15 protein-coding genes are annotated in these 16,818 nt (G+C 56.9%); 8 read left to right on the top strand and 7 right to left on the bottom strand.

Translation table 11 applies throughout. The features are described from left to right. Window positions 1–17: 17 nt before the first annotated feature. The 4 genes from KFJ24_RS17955 to KFJ24_RS17940 form a co-directional block, all read right to left on the bottom strand. Window positions 18–1,346 carry a tetratricopeptide repeat protein gene (locus KFJ24_RS17955; RefSeq protein WP_250832507.1) on the bottom strand — a complete coding sequence of 443 codons (1,329 nt, stop codon included), beginning with the start codon at window positions 1,344–1,346 and terminating at the stop codon, window positions 18–20. A gap of 146 nt (window positions 1,347–1,492) precedes the next feature. Then, entirely contained in the window at window positions 1,493–1,888 is a 396-nt protein-coding gene (locus KFJ24_RS17950; protein WP_250832506.1) for a hypothetical protein, read from the bottom strand. Continuing rightward, window positions 1,885–2,592 (bottom strand): anti-sigma factor family protein, encoded by a 708-nt coding sequence (locus tag KFJ24_RS17945; RefSeq protein ID WP_250832505.1) that lies wholly within the window; start codon window positions 2,590–2,592, stop codon window positions 1,885–1,887. The genes KFJ24_RS17950 and KFJ24_RS17945 overlap by 4 nt, the downstream gene beginning before the upstream one ends. A gap of 4 nt (window positions 2,593–2,596) precedes the next feature. Next, on the bottom strand, window positions 2,597–3,133 hold the full coding sequence (locus KFJ24_RS17940; RefSeq protein ID WP_350455583.1) for an RNA polymerase sigma factor: 537 nt from the start codon (window positions 3,131–3,133) through the stop codon (window positions 2,597–2,599). A gap of 268 nt (window positions 3,134–3,401) precedes the next feature. On the opposite strand from KFJ24_RS17940, the gene KFJ24_RS17935 reads away from it, so the two are divergent. Further along, window positions 3,402–4,310, top strand: coding sequence for a DUF4382 domain-containing protein (locus KFJ24_RS17935; RefSeq protein ID WP_250832503.1), 909 nt, complete (start codon window positions 3,402–3,404; stop codon window positions 4,308–4,310). Window positions 4,311–4,407: 97 nt separating this feature from the next. Here the strand turns inward: KFJ24_RS17935 and KFJ24_RS17930 are convergent, their stop codons facing one another. Then, window positions 4,408–4,983, bottom strand: a complete 576-nt coding sequence (locus KFJ24_RS17930) for a tetratricopeptide repeat protein (RefSeq protein WP_250832502.1) — start codon at window positions 4,981–4,983, stop codon at window positions 4,408–4,410. Beyond that, complete coding sequence (gene mrcB / locus KFJ24_RS17925) at window positions 4,980–7,310, bottom strand: penicillin-binding protein 1B (RefSeq protein WP_250832501.1); 2,331 nt, start codon at window positions 7,308–7,310, stop codon at window positions 4,980–4,982. The genes KFJ24_RS17930 and mrcB overlap by 4 nt, the downstream gene beginning before the upstream one ends. A 121-nt stretch (window positions 7,311–7,431) precedes the next feature. On the opposite strand from mrcB, the gene KFJ24_RS17920 reads away from it, so the two are divergent. Both KFJ24_RS17920 and KFJ24_RS17915 read left to right on the top strand, forming a co-directional pair. Further along, on the top strand, window positions 7,432–9,009 hold the full coding sequence (locus tag KFJ24_RS17920; RefSeq protein ID WP_250832500.1) for an AAA family ATPase: 1,578 nt from the start codon (window positions 7,432–7,434) through the stop codon (window positions 9,007–9,009). A 35-nt stretch (window positions 9,010–9,044) separates the two neighbouring features. Next, window positions 9,045–9,419 (top strand): Rieske (2Fe-2S) protein, encoded by a 375-nt coding sequence (locus KFJ24_RS17915; protein ID WP_250832499.1) that lies wholly within the window; start codon window positions 9,045–9,047, stop codon window positions 9,417–9,419. Here KFJ24_RS17915 and sfsA read toward each other — a convergent pair. Beyond that, on the bottom strand, window positions 9,403–10,134 hold the full coding sequence (gene sfsA / locus KFJ24_RS17910; protein WP_250832498.1) for a DNA/RNA nuclease SfsA: 732 nt from the start codon (window positions 10,132–10,134) through the stop codon (window positions 9,403–9,405). The genes KFJ24_RS17915 and sfsA overlap by 17 nt on opposite strands. Before the next feature lie 178 nt (window positions 10,135–10,312). Here sfsA and dksA point away from each other — a divergent pair, with 178 nt between their 5' ends. The 5 genes from dksA to KFJ24_RS17885 all read left to right on the top strand — a co-directional run bounded on the left by dksA (window position 10,313) and on the right by KFJ24_RS17885 (window position 16,284). Continuing rightward, window positions 10,313–10,753, top strand: coding sequence for an RNA polymerase-binding protein DksA (dksA, locus tag KFJ24_RS17905; RefSeq protein WP_250832497.1), 441 nt, complete (start codon window positions 10,313–10,315; stop codon window positions 10,751–10,753). Between the two features lie 67 nt (window positions 10,754–10,820). Continuing rightward, window positions 10,821–11,693 carry a tRNA glutamyl-Q(34) synthetase GluQRS gene (gene gluQRS, locus KFJ24_RS17900; RefSeq protein ID WP_250832496.1) on the top strand — a complete coding sequence of 291 codons (873 nt, stop codon included), beginning with the start codon at window positions 10,821–10,823 and terminating at the stop codon, window positions 11,691–11,693. A gap of 50 nt (window positions 11,694–11,743) precedes the next feature. Then, window positions 11,744–11,920, top strand: coding sequence for a hypothetical protein (locus KFJ24_RS17895; RefSeq protein WP_250832493.1), 177 nt, complete (start codon window positions 11,744–11,746; stop codon window positions 11,918–11,920). Further along, window positions 11,910–14,873, top strand: a complete 2,964-nt coding sequence (locus KFJ24_RS17890) for an ATP-binding protein (RefSeq protein ID WP_284709218.1) — start codon at window positions 11,910–11,912, stop codon at window positions 14,871–14,873. The genes KFJ24_RS17895 and KFJ24_RS17890 overlap by 11 nt, the downstream gene beginning before the upstream one ends. Window positions 14,874–14,880: 7 nt before the next feature. After that, window positions 14,881–16,284 (top strand): sigma-54-dependent transcriptional regulator, encoded by a 1,404-nt coding sequence (locus KFJ24_RS17885; RefSeq protein WP_250832492.1) that lies wholly within the window; start codon window positions 14,881–14,883, stop codon window positions 16,282–16,284. Window positions 16,285–16,818 lie beyond the last annotated feature (534 nt).

Below are 16,818 nucleotides of genomic sequence, written 5' to 3'. Positions count from 1 at the left end.
CGGCAAAAATGCCGGGGCTAGAACGCACCCTCCAGGGTTGCCATAACAGTGTGCCGACGATAATCATAACGACCGATCGAACTCTCGTTATCCTGAACTATCCACTCACCTCTCATCAGCCACCGGTCATCCAACCGGTTTTCCAGAAAAAGGCCGGCCTCGATACGTGCATCTATGCGACGTTCCGTGACCAGTGCTCCGTCAACGAGCAGGGTGTGGGAATCCCGATACTGACTGTACCTGACTGACCCAGTCCAGCCTGCCTTCAACCGCGGGCGGAGTTCATAGTGCCCCGCCAGCTCAAGCTTGTGATGGGCCGGAGAGACACTGATAAACTGCTCGTCCATATGGAAATCACGTCGGTCATTTACTTCCCACAGGTATTGACCATTCAGCCCCCAGTTACCGAATCGCTTCACTGCAGACATCCCTATCCGGTACCACTGACCATCATACGCCTCGAACTCGCTGCCACCACTGACCTGCGCCAAAGCCACAAACAGGGAACAGCGAGCGAGCCCCAGGGGCCCGGCACAGGCCCGCCAGCGATGGAATCCTTCCAGGGTATAGCGGCGCTCAAGCGCATCGGCATCAAACCAGGATTGACTGAGGACAAAGGCGGCCCCCACCACGGAGGCATCCCGATTGCGGGACCAGGCCAGCGTGCCCTGCAGCAGCCCTGAATTGAAGTCCCCATCCGACGGGTATCGACGGGCATATGCAGCGCCCTCAATGGTCAGAAGGTCTGCATTCCGGGCTGACAAACCGACAGAGCCGGCAGCGAGAACATCGACGAACCCGCCGCCCTTGCTGGAGGCCGCGGTTTCCGGAAGGCCGGCAATGTTACTGTCATAACCACCAGAAAAGGCAAGATACCCATTACGTCCGCCAGCCATACGCCACGTCGCAGAGTCTGCTGACAGCTTTTCAAGCTGCACAACAGCCAGTTTTCGAAGTTTATCCGGAGATTCGGAAGTGTTGACCTGAACAAACCAGTCTCTGGCCGATGCCTCGTTTCCCCTGGCCAGTGCAACCAGCCCAAGATTGTAGCTGGCCAGAACACGGTTATTCGTGGCGAGGAGCTCGCGAAAGGTACGCTCGGCGGCGTCAAACTGGCCCAGGCGATAATAAACCACACCGAGATTGTAGATCAGGGAAAATGATTGGAGCCCTCCCGCTCGCGCCGCTTCAAACGACTCGCGGGCATCTTCCAGGTTGCCGGACTGGAACTGTTCGACACCAAGGGTGAACGCATCCGCTGAAGAGTTATGCTCAGAGGCAGAAACCCACGAAGGCGCCAGAGTAAGCAGCCAGCAGCACAGAAGGGTTAGCCGAAATGCCTGCAAGAACGCTCTCCGGATCAGCGAATGGGTCAGCAGGCTGGCGAAAGAGAGTCCCAGCGCTACCGGGCGGTAACGCTGGAGAGTATAGCAGGGGGCGGGCTAAAAAAAGGTCGTGGACGCCTACACGTAAACGGAATCACCTGGTCGGATCAGCGGTCCAGCCCGGGCGGGGTTTTATCACGGACGTCCTGAACACGGTCTTTTACATCAGAGGGCATCTCAGGGCGCTCCGGCTTTTCCCGCATTTCGCCAACACTCCCCTTCGCGCTGCGCGCGTCTTCGGCGACTGACTGACCGAACTCACGACCACTGTCGCGTGCATCCTCTGCGGTATCCAGTCCGGAGGCTGCCTTGTTCCTTTGCAGTTCAGAAGGCGTCGCCAACGGCAGCTCGATCTCCCGGACAACAGAGTCTGTCAGTTCGGCGTCATCCAGAACCATGCGCATGGTGACATCAAGGTCGTCGGCGGCTGCAGCGCCCAGGGATATAGAGAAACCCGCGACCACCGCAAGCGCACGAATGGCTCCGAAAGTACAATACTTCACGACGATGGCTCCCCCTTTACAGCATTCTCATAGTCCGGGATGACCGCCCGGAATGTTTTCTGGCGTTCCCCGGTGTCGAGCCTGGCCACCAATTCTCCGGCTCCTGGAAACAGCACTTTCAGCGGCAGCGCCAGAACGTTTTCTCCCGCGTCCAGACTTACCTTCCAGCTCAATTCGTGCTGCCCTGGCCTGGAAGCAAGCTCCACGTGTGGCGGTAACTCAAGCGTCAGGGTGACATTTTCCAGCGGCTTGCCCGAGCGAAACGCCAAACGAACGGTGCGCTGGACTGGTTCGACAACCGCCGCGGGATTAATACGGGACGGCTCTTCGGTCACCGACGACTCGGCCACCACGGACGTATCCGTGCTTGAGGGCTCGCCATCCAGCAAGACACCCAGAGCAACCCCCAGGGCAAGCGCCGCAGCAACCGCACCGCCGAGAACCGTATGACTCCAGCGCTTACCTGAATAACCAGACCGGCCGGTTGCAGCCCCCAGAACCCGGGACTCAAAACCGGATGAAGGCGCAGGAATGGCAGTCTGCCTCCGAAGCGCGCCGCTCAGCGAACGTTCCGCTTCAAAACGAGCCTGACACGAAGGACAGGCACGCAGGTGCTGCGCAATCTCTTCATTACGCGCCTCAGACAGCTCATTGTTGCTGTAGCCAGACAGGCTTAAACGAATTTCGCGACAGGACATAGTCATTACCTCACTCACCTACACGCCCGGATCTCGGGATTGGTTCCAGCTCGCGCTGCAATTTTTTTCGCAGCATCGCGCGGCATCGGTGCAAGCGAGATTTTACGGTACCCAGGGGAATGTCGAGAACCTCAGCGATATCTTCCTGGCGCCAGCCATCTACGTCGTGAAGCAGCACCAGCGTGCGCTGGTCCGGAGAAAGCGTCTTCAAAACCCGGTCCAATGCCGGTCTCAGCCGTTCGTGCTCCAGCAGGGCCTCCGGCCCCTCATCGTCTGATTCAAGGCTGTCGAGCCAATCGCCATGGTTCTGCGTGTCAACCAGCTCACTCAGAGGGCGATCACCCTGACGGCCCTTTCGTCTGACCTGGTCAATAAAGTGCCGGTACAAAACCCGGTTCAACCAGGGACGGAGCTGTTCGACCGATTCCAGCTCCTCAAGCCGGGGATAGAGCTTGACCACCACATCCTGAACCAGATCTTCAGCGTCCTGCTGCTGGCCAGCCAGCCGATAGGCAAACCGGTACATAACCTCCAGGTGAGGCTGCACAAGAGCTTCGAAACGTCGGGTCTTAGAAAGACTGAAAGGAATTAGCGCCAAATCCGGTACTGCCTGCGTGGTCTTTATTCAGCCCGGCAGTTTATAACAGTTACCTGCTTACTGCATTCACACAACCTCACTGGAAACGCCTTGATGACTACACTATGAGGAAACGTTAACAAAAATTGCGGAACTCTAAGGATTTCGTCAACGTGATAGTTACGTCAGATAGAGTACTTATTAGCGATATATCAAGAAATAAACCAAGGGGGTTTATATGAAGCGTTCCACCCGTTTTTTCACCGTTTCGGCTCTGGCTGCAGGTATTGCCGCCTGTGGCGGTGGTTCTTCCGACACTGCATCAACCGGAACAGTGAACGTCGGACTCACTGATGCACCGGTGGACAATGCAGTGGAAGTGAATGTAGAAGTTGAAGCACTTGTACTCAAACACTCTGACGGAGAGAGGAGTCGTTTCGAGTTCAAGATGGCCGAGCCGGTGGACCTGCTCAAACTTACGGGCGGGAAAGTGATGTCTCTCCTGGAGGACGAAGAGGTAGCGGCAGGCGAATACAACTGGATGCGACTGGAGCTTGGTAATGGCAACACCATCAAGCTCAAGACGGATGGCGGGCTGTATGACTTGACCACACCCTCGGCTCGCGGAGTCCAGACCAGTGGCTTCATCGTTCCTGCTGGCGGGGAAATTAATCTGACGATCGACTTCGATGTCCGAAAATCCATCGTAAATCCTCAGAATGACCCGAACAGCTACAAGCTGAAGCCGGTAATCCGTCTCGTAGACAATGCTGAAGTCGGCACCATCAAAGGAACTGTATCTGGCGAGCTCATTACGGCACAGTGCGGCGAAGAACATATGGCTTCGCCGGACTCGTTTAATGGCAGCATCTACGTTCACGAAACAACGGAAGGAGTTGCGGCCACCCCGGATGATATCGGCAGTGAAAATGAGCCACTGGTGGTAGTCCCGGTCGAGTACACTGACAAATACGAGTACACCGCCGCATTCATACCTGCAGGCTTCTATACCCTGTCGTACACCTGCGACGATGATAAAATTGAAACGGTAGACGGTGAGCCTTCAGATGACCAGATCAACTTAGTTGTTGGCACACCAGACGTTGTTGAAGTAATTCAGAACGACACTGCAACTGTAACCTTTTAATAAACTGCAATAGAGCGCTTATTCAAAAAAAGCGTTTACCAAAAAAGGGGCCATAACGGCCCCTTTTTGTTTTGCTCACTAAAGCACCAGTTCAACGTCAAAGCGCCGCGGCCCGCGCCTCGGCCTGATCAGCCCCGGCCACATTACCCCTCGCCCGCCGGATATCCGCCAGCAACATCCACCCGGCCCGCTGCAAGCTTGTATCGTTGCCAGCAAGGGACAACCCCTTCAGGGTGAACTGCTCTGCAGAACCCAGCTGCTTGCTCGCCACATAGGCCTCGGAGAGTTTGAAATAGATTTCCGCGGACCGGGGCGCAATGCGCTGGGCACGTTCAAGACGGGCTATCGCCGCAGGCGCATCTCCCTGACGCAACAAACTATCGGCTTCACGAACCAGGCTGAGCGCCGCCGGAGAAAGGCTTTCGCCGGAATCCCGGTAACTCGGCGCACTGGTATCGGGAGCCGTCTCGGCCGGCTCGACCACTTCCGGCTGCTCGCTTTTACGCCATACCTTCGGCTCCTGCGACTCACCGGTTGTTCGCGGAGGCTCCGGGGCCCGTGAAGCCTCACCCCCAATCGGCACATAGATCGAACCACCGGGACTGGAAGCGCAGCCTGCCAGCGTCAGGAGTGCGGCCACCGCACCAGCACGAAAAAGAAAACACATATTCATTGGAACAATCCCTCAAACCAGCCTTTGATTCGCCTCTGCAGGTTACCTGAACAGGACACTTCCTGCGTCGGTTCGCTGCCGGAAATAAACGGCACAAGGCGCGCATTATCGCAGTGCTCACGGGTCAATGCCTGCCTCTCCCCGTTTACCCAGTAATAGTTGACGCCATCGGGCACAACCGGCGAGAGGCTGTGCTGGGGAACCTGCGCCATAAACCGGGACCAGACAGGCAGGGCCCCACTTGCACCCGTCAGTGAGGTGGGGCCGTTATCATCCCGGCCAACCCAGGCGACCGCCAGCAAGTCGCCACTGAAACCGGCAAACCAGGAATCCCTGCCGTCGTCGGTTGTTCCGGTTTTTCCGGCCAGCGCCAGTTCATCCGGTACCGTGTAATACGCCGACTTACCGGTGCCTTCCTGCATGGTTTCCTGCATTGCGTACTGGACAAGGTGTACCGCCACGGGATCCGCCACCTGATCCACTTCCAGGCTGTACCGGGTCAACGCCTCCCCATTGGCATCAGTCACCTCCCGGATGGTCCTCAACGGCGTATTGAAACCCGATGTCGCCAGTCCCTGATACATCTGGGCAACCGTAACCGGGTTCATGGCGACGGCCCCAAGCAGCATTGATGGGTACTCGGAGATATCCGAGGTTACCCCAAAGGCCTGCAGAGTCTCCTTGACCACATTAACACCAATATCCAGCCCAACCCGCACGGCCGGGAGGTTGTAGGAATGAGACAGGGCCTTATGCAACTGAACTTCCCCACGTTCTTTCTCGTCATAGTTCTTGGGTTGCCATCGTTGCCCGTCGTCAAACTCCAGGGTGAAGGCCTTGTCCAGCACAGGGGTGATCAGTGTGTAACGCTCGGGCTGCGCAAGAGCCGACAAATAGATAAAGGGTTTGATCAGCGATCCGATCGGACGGTTTGCGTCCAGAGCACGGTTGAAACCGGCAAAGTTCGGATCACGGCCACCCACCAGCGCCAACACCTCCCCACTGTCCTTGGATGTCACCACCAGCGCAGCCTCAAGCGCTTTTCTGGTTTCACCACGGCTCAGCCTGGGCAGGACATCGGTCACCGCAAACTCAGCGGCGTACTGAATGGCCGGGTTCAGGGTTGTGAAAATCCTCAGCCCCTCACTCTGGAGATCCGCCTCCCGGTAGTCCCGGGCGAGGTGCCTGCGAACCAGGTCGATATAAGCCGGATACCGGTTTTCCGAATACGACGGTCTTTCACTGACCCCCAGTGGCAGCCCCCTGGCCTGGGCAGCGCGAGCAGATTCTATAAGGCCCGCCTCTTCCATCTCGGAAATCACCAGGTTTCGCCGCTTCATGGCACGCTCGGGGTGGCGCCGTGGGTTGTAATAACTCGGTCCTTTAACCATTCCAATCAGCAGTGCGATCTGATGCACATCCAGATCTTTCAGGGATTCACCGAAGTAAAACTGACTGGCGAGGCCGAAGCCATTAATGCTGCGGGTGCCTGCCTGCCCCAGGTAGACCTCATTCAGGTATGTCTCGAGAATGTCTCCCTTCTCGTAATGGAGCTCAAGCAGGATAGACATAAGCGCTTCGTTTCCCTTGCGCAAAAGGGTCTGGTCGCGGGTCAGGAAGAAGTTCTTCACCAGTTGCTGGGTCAGTGTGCTGCCTCCCTGAACAATCTGGCCGGCACGGATATTTGCCAGCATGGCTCGTGCAATCGACAGTGGCGCAATGCCGAAATGATCGTAAAAATTCCGGTCTTCGACCGCCATCAGCGCCGTGGGCAGAAGTGCCGGGATTTCCTCAAGCTGAACCAGAATCCGATCTTCCTTGTGAGACGGGTAGATACCACCAATCTGGGCCGGCTCCAGCCGAACAATCGGCGAGGCATCGCCACTGCGAACGGAAAAGTCCCGGATCCGGTCACCGTAGATATTCAGAGCAAGCTTGCGCCTGGACTCTTCTCCGTCCGGAAAACGGAAGCCCCGGGTGCTGATGACAAAGTGTCCACCATTGCGGCGGTAGCTACCCGCCTTGTCGCCATCCCCTTTGCGGAAGCCTGATAACTGAAGCTCTCTTTCCAGCGCGCCTGAACTGATACCGGCACCGTCGTAGAGTTCCAGAGGCCTGGCATAAACCCGGGAGGGAACCTCGAATCGCCGACCCTCAAAACGCGAGGTAACTACGGCGTCCAGATAAATCATCCAGCCGGCCAGCAACACCAGGCCGATGGCCGAAGCGCGAAAGAAAAAACGCCAAAACCAGGGGCGACGCCCGGAGTTGGATGACTTGCGGGGAGACTTTTTGTTGGATCGGGGAGTTCGGTTCGATTTTTTCATGTCTGGATTATAACGAAGGCATTCGCTCCTGAGGCAGACCAACTGTGTGTTATTTATGTAATCTGCCCGTTATGATGGAGCAAGAAAAATCAAAGAGTTCAGGGACTGCGAGGAGAACACCGTGAGTGAAACACCACCAGACAAGCTGATTCTGGCACTGCAAAATCCGGATCTTTACGACCACCCGGTCGAGGATTTTCAGGTCATTGAGACTCACATTTCCCAGGTCATCCTGACCGGTGACTACGCCTACAAGATCAAGAAACCAATGGATTTCGGTTTTCTGGACTTCTCGACGCTTGAGAGGCGAAAGCATTTTTGCGAGGAAGAACTGCGCCTGAATCGCCGCCTGGCAGCGAAACTCTACCTCGAGGTTCTGCCGATTACCGGCACACCGGAACATCCCGTTATCGGTGGCAGCGGGGAAGCCTTTGAGTATGCGATCAAAATGCGCCAGTTCGGGCAGGATCAGCTGTTCGACCGCCAGCAGGAACAGCATAGTCTGGAGCCTGAACTGCTTGCCAACCTCGCGCAGCAGGTAGCAAGCTTCCACGAGCAGCTGCCACCGGTTGCCGACGACAAGCCCCTGGGCACCCCGGAGGCGGTGTACGCCGGTATGCAGGAGAATTTCGATCAGATCCGGCCAATGATCGATGACACAGGGCTTCTTGCCCAGTTGGAGAACCTGGAGGCCTGGACCCAGAGCACGTTTGAGCGCCACCGGGATCTGATTGCCGAGCGGCGCGCCAACGGCTTTGTCCGTGAATGTCACGGTGACCTTCACCTGGCCAATATCACCCGGTTTGAGGGCGAGGTCACGGTTTTCGACTGCATTGAGTTCAACGAACCGTTCCGCTGGATTGATGTCATCAACGACCTGGCATTCCTGCTGATGGATCTCGAATCCCGCCGGGAGTACAGGCTCGCCAACCTGGTGCTGAACACCTATCTAGAATATCGGGATGATTTCGCAGCCTTGCCTCTGCTGCCGCTGTACAAGGCGTACCGCGCCCTGGTCCGCGCCAAGATCGCCCTTTTCACCCTCGGCAACCCGTCGCTGAGTGAAAATGAGAAAGCGGACCTGATGCAGAAGTACCGGGATTACGCGCAACTTGCCGAAGACTACAGCTCCATACCCAACCCCTACCTGCTGGCCACAACCGGGTTATCCGCCAGCGGCAAAACCTGCATCAGTGCCGCCATGGCCGGCGAACTGGGACTGATCAGGCTGCGCTCCGATGTAGAGCGAAAGCGAATCCACGGATTGGCCCCCCTGGACGACAGCAAGTCACAAACCGGCGGAAACCTTTACACCGAAGAAGCCACGGAGAAAACCTACCGGCGCCTTGCAGACCTTGCGGATAATCTGCTGGCCTCCGGCTTACCGGTGATCGTTGATGCCGCCAGCCTGAAAGAAAAGGAACGCTCTCTGTTTGCCGATGTAGCGGAGGCGAAAGGTTTACCCTTTGCCCTACTCCACTGTGAAGCACCGGAAGATCTGCGCCGCGAGTGGATCCGGGCCCGCAAGGGTGACGCTTCGGAAGCCACGGAAGCACTGCTCGACACCCAGCAAAGCTGGTTTGAGCCGCTAACGACTGAAGAGAAAAGCCATACCATTCACCTGCACACAGATCAGGAACACGTGGCAGAAGCGGTTGCCGACCGGATTCGCCAACACTTCGGCCTGAGCCCGACATAACAAATGTCTGCATACAGGCGGACAACGGCGTTTTGATGAGCGACAGAACCAACGATCAGTGGCAAACAGTCTGCCAGTTTGACGAACTGACACCGGAGAAGTTCGTGGAATTCCGGGTTCATCAGAAAAATCCGGAACCCGGCGCCATGCCGCTCACGGGCTTCCTGTTTCTGGACGGTCGGGAACCAAGGGCCTTTCTCAATCAGTGCCCGCACCTGGGCATTGAACTGAACTGGATGCCGGGGCGCTTTATGGACGCCGACAACCTGTTCATTCAGTGCTCCACTCATGGCGCCCTGTTCAAACCCGGTACCGGGGAATGCATTGCCGGTCCCTGTCAGGGCGATGCGCTTCCGGCCCTTGACCTTCGGGTCGAGGGCGGCGCCATTCAGGTCAGACTTCCAGAATAACCGGCACTGGCTCGACCAGCGTTATCGCTCCAGAGGGAGAACCAGACTCGCCCCACAGGGCTGCGCGATACGCCACCACCTCTACCCCGGCATCACAGGCTTCCCGCAATAACTGACCGTATTTCGGGTCAATGTGATCTGCGGGACGAACGGTTTCGATACCGGTATGGTTGACCACAAAGAACAGAACCCCGCGGTCTCCCTTCGCCACCTGAGCCATGAGTTCCCGCAGATGTTTTTGCCCACGGGTAGTGACCGCATCCGGGAAAAATCCCTGGCCATCTTCAGCCAGAGTCACATTTTTCACTTCAACCCAGGCATCAGGACGACTGTCATGCGCGGACAAAAGCAGGTCAATCCGACTCTTTTCCTCTCCGTACCTGACTTCGGACCGGCAGGAACGGTAACCGCCCAGCTCCGGGACGATACCACTTTCGATGGCCGCACGGGCCTGGCTATTCGGTCGCGCAGTATTGATACACGCAAGCATGCCCGGCTCAGTTTCCACCAGTTCCCAGGTGTAGGGCAGTTTACGTTTGGGGTTATCGCTGCGGCTCAACCAGACCCGGGCGTTCGCTGGCTGGCACCCCAGCATGGATCCTGTGTTCGGACAGTGGGCCGTCACTTCCGAGCCGTCCGGCAGGCGCACGTCCGCAAGGAAGCGCTTATAACGGCGAATCAGATGCCCTTCAACCAATGGTTCTGGTAACTTCATGTGATCTCCGTGCAAAAGTAGGTGTCACAAGGCTGGCACCCCTGTGACTAATCTGCTATTTTCCGCAAATTCCCGTTTCAGGACGAATGCTTCATCCAGGGTATAACCGCGCAGCCACGGGGCTCACGCGGTGGGAAGCAGAGCGTTCTTGTGAAGTACAAACAAGAGGCCGGGTTCAATGGCAAACACTGCACAACAACCACGCGAACGTTTTACCAACTTCACCCCTTATGAAATGAAAAAGGGTGAAGAATACATGAGTGCTGAAATGCTGGAGCACTTCAAGAATCTGCTGCTGCAGTGGAAGCAGGAGCTGATGGAAGAAGTCGACCGCACCATGCACCACATGCAGGAAGACGCAGCAAATTACGCGGATCCCAGTGATCGCGCAACCCAGGAAGAGGAGTTCAGCCTGGAACTGCGCACCCGTGACCGCGAGCGCAAGCTGATCAAGAAAATCGATCAGACTATCGATCGCATCGACAAGGACGACTACGGTTTCTGCGATCAGTGCGGTGTTGAAATCGGAATCCGGCGTCTGGAAGCGCGGCCGACAGCGACTCTGTGCATTGACTGCAAGACACTGGCAGAAATCCGCGAGCGCCAGACCGGAATCTGATCCGTCCACTATCCAACACAGTGGCCGGCAGAGCTCACTATCAGGGCGGCCGGCACGCTGATCTCTTATGACAAGAGCACCTTATCGGGGGCGTTTCGCGCCCTCCCCAACCGGTCCATTGCACTTCGGCTCTCTCGTTGCTGCACTGGCCAGCTACCTTGAAGCACGCACTCACCACGGACAGTGGTTTAGCCGGATCGAAGACCTTGACCCACTGAGGGAACCACCAGAAGCCACCGGCCAGATCCTGCGCAGCCTCGAAGCACATGAGCTGTTTGCTGACGAACCCGTCCGCTTTCAATCCAGGCGGCACGATGCGTACCAGGACGCCATCAAGTGCCTGATCACGCAGGGCGATGCCTATCGCTGTATCTGTTCCCGGAAGCAGCTGCAGGAAAATAACGGGCGCCACCCCAACCACTGTCGCGATGGCCACATCAGGCCCGGCGATCAGCCCTTTGCCATTCGCTTTGCCCTGAAAGACGAAGAAAGCCACTGGCATGACCAACTCCTCGGGCCGCAACACCAGACCGTAAGAGCGGAGCTGGATGACCCGGTCATCCTTCGCAAGGAAGGCTTCTACGCTTATCAACTGGCCGTCGTGGTAGATGACATCGACCAGTGCATCACGGATGTCGTCCGCGGCTCCGACCTGCTGGACATGACCGCCCAGCAACAACAAATCTACCGGGCGCTTGGTGCCCTCCCTCCCCGCTGGCTGCACATTCCGGTGATCCTCAATGAGCAGGGTCAGAAACTCAGCAAACAGACCCATGCGCCGGCACTGGACGATGAGAAGGCGGCACGCAACCTGTTCGCCGCCCTTGAGGCGCTGGGACAGGAACCGCCGGGTTCATTGGCCCGGGAACCCGTGGAACACATCCTGAAATGGGCAGTCGGGCACTGGCGAAGAGAGGCCATTCACCTGACATCCCGGTGAGTGTCATGGTATAAAGCCTTTCACAAACCTCAGCGCGGATAGCATGTCTGATGTATATCTACCGTCTGGTCTTCCTCTTGGTTCTGGCCATCTACATTTTTTCCCCGAACATACTCGATTGGTGGACCTCGCCAGACAACGCGTGGTATAGCCCCTATGCCATCTGGGGCGGACTGATTGCCATCGGCTTCTGGCTGGAATGGCGGCGGGATCCCAATGAGTTTTAGTGCAACCGGGCTGCTTTTCGCCAGCCTGCTCTATCTGGTTCTTCTGTTCGGTATCGCCTGGATCACAGAACGGGGCATTCTGCCACGACACTGGGTAAGGCATCCGCTGGTGTACACCCTGAGCCTGGGCGTCTACGCCGGCATCTGGGCCGTTTACGCCGCAGTCGGCGTGGCTGCGGAAACCGGTTACGGATTTCTCGCCTACTACCTGGGCATCAGTGGCGCGTTCCTGCTGGCCCCGGTATTGCTCAACCCGATCATGCGGATTGGCCGGGCCTACCAGCTCACCTCTCTTGCCGACCTGTTCGCCTATCGTTATCGGAGCCAATGGGCCGGTACGCTCGTCACCCTGTGTTCGGGCGGGGCCATCCTTTCGCTACTGAGCATGCAAATTCAGGCCATAACCACGTCTGCCAGCCTGCTTGCACCGGACACATCCCCCAAAGTCATCAGTGTGCTGTTCAGCTTTACCGTCGTGCTCTTTGCCATGCTTTTTGGCGCTCGCAAAAACCAGAACTCAGAGAATCACCAGGGGCTGGTACTGGCGATCGCTTTTGATTCCCTGGTCAAACTTTTTGCATTACTGGTACTCGGGGGCATGATCCTTTTCGGAGTTTTTGGTGGTATGGACGGGCTGGACCTCTGGCTGGCCAACAATAACAGCACGGCTACCACGATGACGCTCAGCATCGACGATGGCAGCTGGAGAGCTCTTATGCTGATGTCCTTTGCCGGCGCCCTCGTGCTCCCACACATGTACCACATGACGTTCAGCGAGAACCCATCGCCAAAGGCATTGGCCAAAGCCAGCTGGGGCCTCCCTCTGTATCTGCTGCTGATAGGCTTGCCGGTTCCACTTATCCTGTGGGGCGGACAGGAGCTGGCGGTCACCACCGGGCCAAGCTTTTACAGCATTGGTACCGCCCAGGCACTGGGCAGCCCGGGGCTGACTTTATTGATGTACATCGCCGGCCTGTCCGCCGCCAGTGGCCTCATGATTGTCAGCACTCTCGCACTCGCCGGCATGGTTCTGAACCACGTGGTGCTGCCGCTCAAAACACCAAGAGAACAGGGTGACATTTACCAGTGGCTGCAGTGGATCAAACGTCTGCTGATTGCTGTCATTATCTTTCTGGCATTGTTGTTTCACGAAACACTCGGCAAGAACCTGGACCTGTCCATTCTTGGCATCATCTCGCTATCAGGCACGCTCCAGCTTCTCCCGGGAGCGCTCGGCGTTATCTATTGGCCGGAAGGGAACCGCCGCGGACTGATTGCCGGCCTGTTGGCTGGCCTCGCCATCTGGGTAGTGACTCTGGTACTGCCGTTCTCTCATACGGCGAACCTGCTGGCCCTGCTCGATGCGCCCCTCGTCCCGGACTACAGCAACTGGCATATCTTTACCTTTGTGAGCCTCACCGCCAACATAACCCTCTTTGCACTGGTCTCCATTCTCAGCACCAGCTCCGGCGAGGAAACCAGCGCCGCCCAGGCCTGCTCCATGGGCGCTCTTTCCAGGCCCCAGCGCCGGGAACTTCTGGCAACCTCTTCGAAAGACTTCGTAAAGCAACTGGCAGAGCCGTTGGGGTATGGCGTTGCCAAACGCGAAGTTGAGCGCGCCCTGGCCCAACTGAAACTTCCCAACATGGAATACCGGCCCTATCAACTGCGCCGGCTGAGGGATCAGGTCGAGGCCAACCTTTCCGGACTTCTGGGGCCTTCGGTTGCACGGGACATGGTAAAACGGCACCTGGGCTTCAAACCCATGGCCAGGGGAGGCACGGCGCAGGACATCCGTTACGTGGAAAGGGCTCTTGGTGAATACCAGAACCGCTTGACCGGCCTCGCGGGGGAGCTGGACAACCTTCGGCGACACTACCGACAGACACTCCAGAACCTGCCGATTCCCGCATGCTCAGTTGGTGACGACGGCGAGATCCTGATGTGGAATCATGCCATTGAGGCCCTGACCAGCATTACTGCTGACGATGTCCTTGGTGCGCGGCTGATGGCGTTGCCCGAGCACTGGCATCTGCTGCTGGATGACTTCAACCGGGGTGAAGAACTCCACCGCTACAAACACCGTCTGGACCTGCGAGGCAGGCCACACTGGCTGAACCTGCACAAGGCCGCACTCAGCGGCCCTGACCATACGGAAGGTGGCAGCATTATCCTGGTAGAAGACCAGACCGAAACACGGCTGCTTGAAGACGAGCTGATGCACAGCGAGCGACTGGCCTCGGTCGGCCGGCTCGCTGCCGGTGTAGCCCATGAAATCGGCAACCCGGTGACCGGCATTTCGTCGCTGGCGCAAAACCTGAAGCTGGAAACTGATAACCCGGACATCCTTGATACCGCCAACCAGATTCAGCAACAAACCCGGCGGATTTCCACCATCCTGCAGTCATTGATGAACTTTGCGCGAACCGGCAATCACGCCCAGGCCAATCGCTACGAACCGGTGACCATTCGCCGTTGTGTGGACGAGTCCATTAACCTGCTCTCACTCAGTAACCAGGGGCTGGGGATCCATTTCGTGAATGACTGCCCTGTGAATCTCCAGGTGCTGGGCGATGAACAGCGGCTTGTTCAGGTTTTCGTCAACCTGCTCGCAAACGCCCGGGATGCTTCTCCGGATGGTGGTACCATCCGGGTCAGTGGAAGCCGTGACGGCTACTCCGCTATCATTGAAATCATTGACGAGGGCTCTGGTATTCCGGAGGATCAGCTCGATCATATTTTCGAACCGTTTTACACGACCAAGGCACCCAACAAGGGTACGGGCCTTGGCTTGTCGCTCGTGTACAGCATTGTTGAAGAGCATTACGGCAATATCCAGGTGGAAAGCCCGGCCAACCCCGAAACCGGCACAGGTACCTGTGTACGGTTGAGACTGCCCGCCTACGAACCGGAAACCGGCAATACCACCGTCAGCCAGAACCAAAGGTCATGAAACTGTTATGCCTCGCATTCTGATCGTAGAAGATGAAGATATTATCCGCTCAGCGATTCGCAAACTGCTACAGCATGCCGGATATGAAGTAACCGACGCCGGTTCGGTAGAAGAAGCAGAACAAAACCATGAGCCAGACCAGTTTGACCTGATCATCTCCGATCTGCGTCTGCCAGGTGCCGCAGGGACCGAACTGATTAACCGGGCGCCCAATACGCCGGTCCTGATCATGACCAGCTACGCCAGCCTGCGCTCGGCTGTCGACTCCATGAAAATGGGTGCGGTGGAATACATCGCGAAGCCTTTCGATCACGATGAAATGCTGGCAGCCGTGGGAAACATCCTGTCCAGGAAACCGACAGCCTCAGGTGCTTCGGATGAACAGGGCGACGCTGTCTCCACACCTGAAAACAGCGACCCCGCCAACATCATGTTTGGGGACTGCGAACCCATGCAGCGGGTGTTCACGCTCATTCGGAAAGTTGCTCCCACCGAAACCACCGTGCTCATTCAGGGGGAGTCCGGTACCGGTAAGGAACTGGCAGCCAGGGCCTTGCACCTGCTCAGCCCTCGCGCGTCCAAGCCACTCATTTCCGTAAACTGCGCCGCTATTCCCGAAAGCCTGATTGAATCTGAACTCTTTGGGCACGAGAAGGGAGCGTTTACTGGCGCGGTCTCTGCCCGCACCGGTCTGATCGAAGCCGCTGACGGCGGAAGTCTCTTCCTCGACGAAATTGGCGAGCTGCCAGCAGAAGCTCAGGCCCGCCTGCTCCGGGTGCTGCAGGAAAGTGAAATCCGGAAAGTCGGCTCGACCCAGAGTCGTAAGGTAAATGTCCGAATGATTGCGGCCACCCACCGCAACCTGAAAGCCATGACGCGAACCGGTGAATTCCGGGAGGATCTCTACTACCGCCTGAACGTCATGCAGATTCGGATCCCGCCTTTACGTGAACGTTTAAGCGACATCCTGGGTCTTGCTCGCCGCTTCCTGAAGCGCCAGGGAGAAAAGATGGGCAAACCCAATCTGAACCTGAGCCCTGAGGCCATGCGCACACTGGAACGCCACCGGTGGCCCGGTAACGTTCGAGAGCTCGAAAACGCCATTGAACGGGCAACCATATTGTGTGACAGCGATGTTATTTCCCCCTCCCTGCTGGATCTGGACAGTGAAGTCGCGGATGAATACATCCCGGAAACACTGGTAGAGGGAAATAACGAACAAACCCGCGCCACCGACGTGGATTCCGCTAATGACCTTTCACTCGAGGACTACTTCCAGCACTTTGTCCTGGAAAACCAGGACCGCATGAGTGAAACCGAACTGGCTCAAAAACTCGGAATCAGCCGCAAATCACTGTGGGAGCGTCGTCAGCGACTTGGTATTCCCCGTAAAAAACCTTCAGGAAACTGATTTCCTGCCAATCGCACCTTTCACGATCTGGCGGGCCACCCAATTCAAAGTGTGAACCAGAACTCAGTTGTTACCCCGCGTTCCTATCGGTAACACTCTAGGAAAAAATCACGCGACATCAGTAACACTTCAGTCGGGTACGGGGTAACACTTACGGCCTACAAAATCGTAACATGCTGTTAATAAAGCAAATTAGAAAACTGGCACGCGGACTGCAATCTAATAAGCGCACAACAACAAGAACAAGAGTGACAACGCAGCGTCAAAACAAATACAAAAAGCTGCAGGAAAACGTTCGGTAACAAAAACAAAAACAGAACGTGAGCGAACTGAGTGTTTTGGGTACTTTGCTTTTTAGTGGTTCCATGGCATGTGTGAGTTGTAGATGTAGAGAAGAATCGCTGTTAAGGCGACGCTACAGATACCCCGAACTCTCCCAATGTCTCTGACCGCTCTGTGTATTCAAAGCTTTCCGTTTGCACTGCTGAAAGCCCCGATCGTGGGGATAGACAGTGGGGTAAAAAAACAAAGAAA

It is taken from the genome of Marinobacter sediminum, from assembly GCF_023657445.1.
Lineage (GTDB): Bacteria > Pseudomonadota > Gammaproteobacteria > Pseudomonadales > Oleiphilaceae > Marinobacter > Marinobacter sediminum_A.
Note: the sequence above shows the minus strand (reverse complement) of the source record. Positions and strands in the feature narration are given on the sequence as shown.

What these genes read in the sequence shown, in the direction of transcription:
- KFJ24_RS17945 (WP_250832505.1), bottom strand. Translation starts at nt 2,592, where the DNA reads ATGACTATGTCCTGTCGCGAAATTCGTTTAAGCCTGTCTGGCTACAGC.
- KFJ24_RS17935 (WP_250832503.1), top strand. Translation starts at nt 3,402, where the DNA reads ATGAAGCGTTCCACCCGTTTTTTCACCGTTTCGGCTCTGGCTGCAGGT.
- KFJ24_RS17930 (WP_250832502.1), bottom strand. Translation starts at nt 4,983, where the DNA reads ATGAATATGTGTTTTCTTTTTCGTGCTGGTGCGGTGGCCGCACTCCTG.
- mrcB (WP_250832501.1), bottom strand. Translation starts at nt 7,310, where the DNA reads ATGAAAAAATCGAACCGAACTCCCCGATCCAACAAAAAGTCTCCCCGC.
- KFJ24_RS17915 (WP_250832499.1), top strand. Translation starts at nt 9,045, where the DNA reads ATGAGCGACAGAACCAACGATCAGTGGCAAACAGTCTGCCAGTTTGAC.
- sfsA (WP_250832498.1), bottom strand. Translation starts at nt 10,134, where the DNA reads ATGAAGTTACCAGAACCATTGGTTGAAGGGCATCTGATTCGCCGTTAT.
- dksA (WP_250832497.1), top strand. Translation starts at nt 10,313, where the DNA reads ATGGCAAACACTGCACAACAACCACGCGAACGTTTTACCAACTTCACC.
- gluQRS (WP_250832496.1), top strand. Translation starts at nt 10,821, where the DNA reads ATGACAAGAGCACCTTATCGGGGGCGTTTCGCGCCCTCCCCAACCGGT.
- KFJ24_RS17895 (WP_250832493.1), top strand. Translation starts at nt 11,744, where the DNA reads ATGTATATCTACCGTCTGGTCTTCCTCTTGGTTCTGGCCATCTACATT.
- KFJ24_RS17890 (WP_284709218.1), top strand. Translation starts at nt 11,910, where the DNA reads ATGAGTTTTAGTGCAACCGGGCTGCTTTTCGCCAGCCTGCTCTATCTG.
- KFJ24_RS17885 (WP_250832492.1), top strand. Translation starts at nt 14,881, where the DNA reads ATGCCTCGCATTCTGATCGTAGAAGATGAAGATATTATCCGCTCAGCG.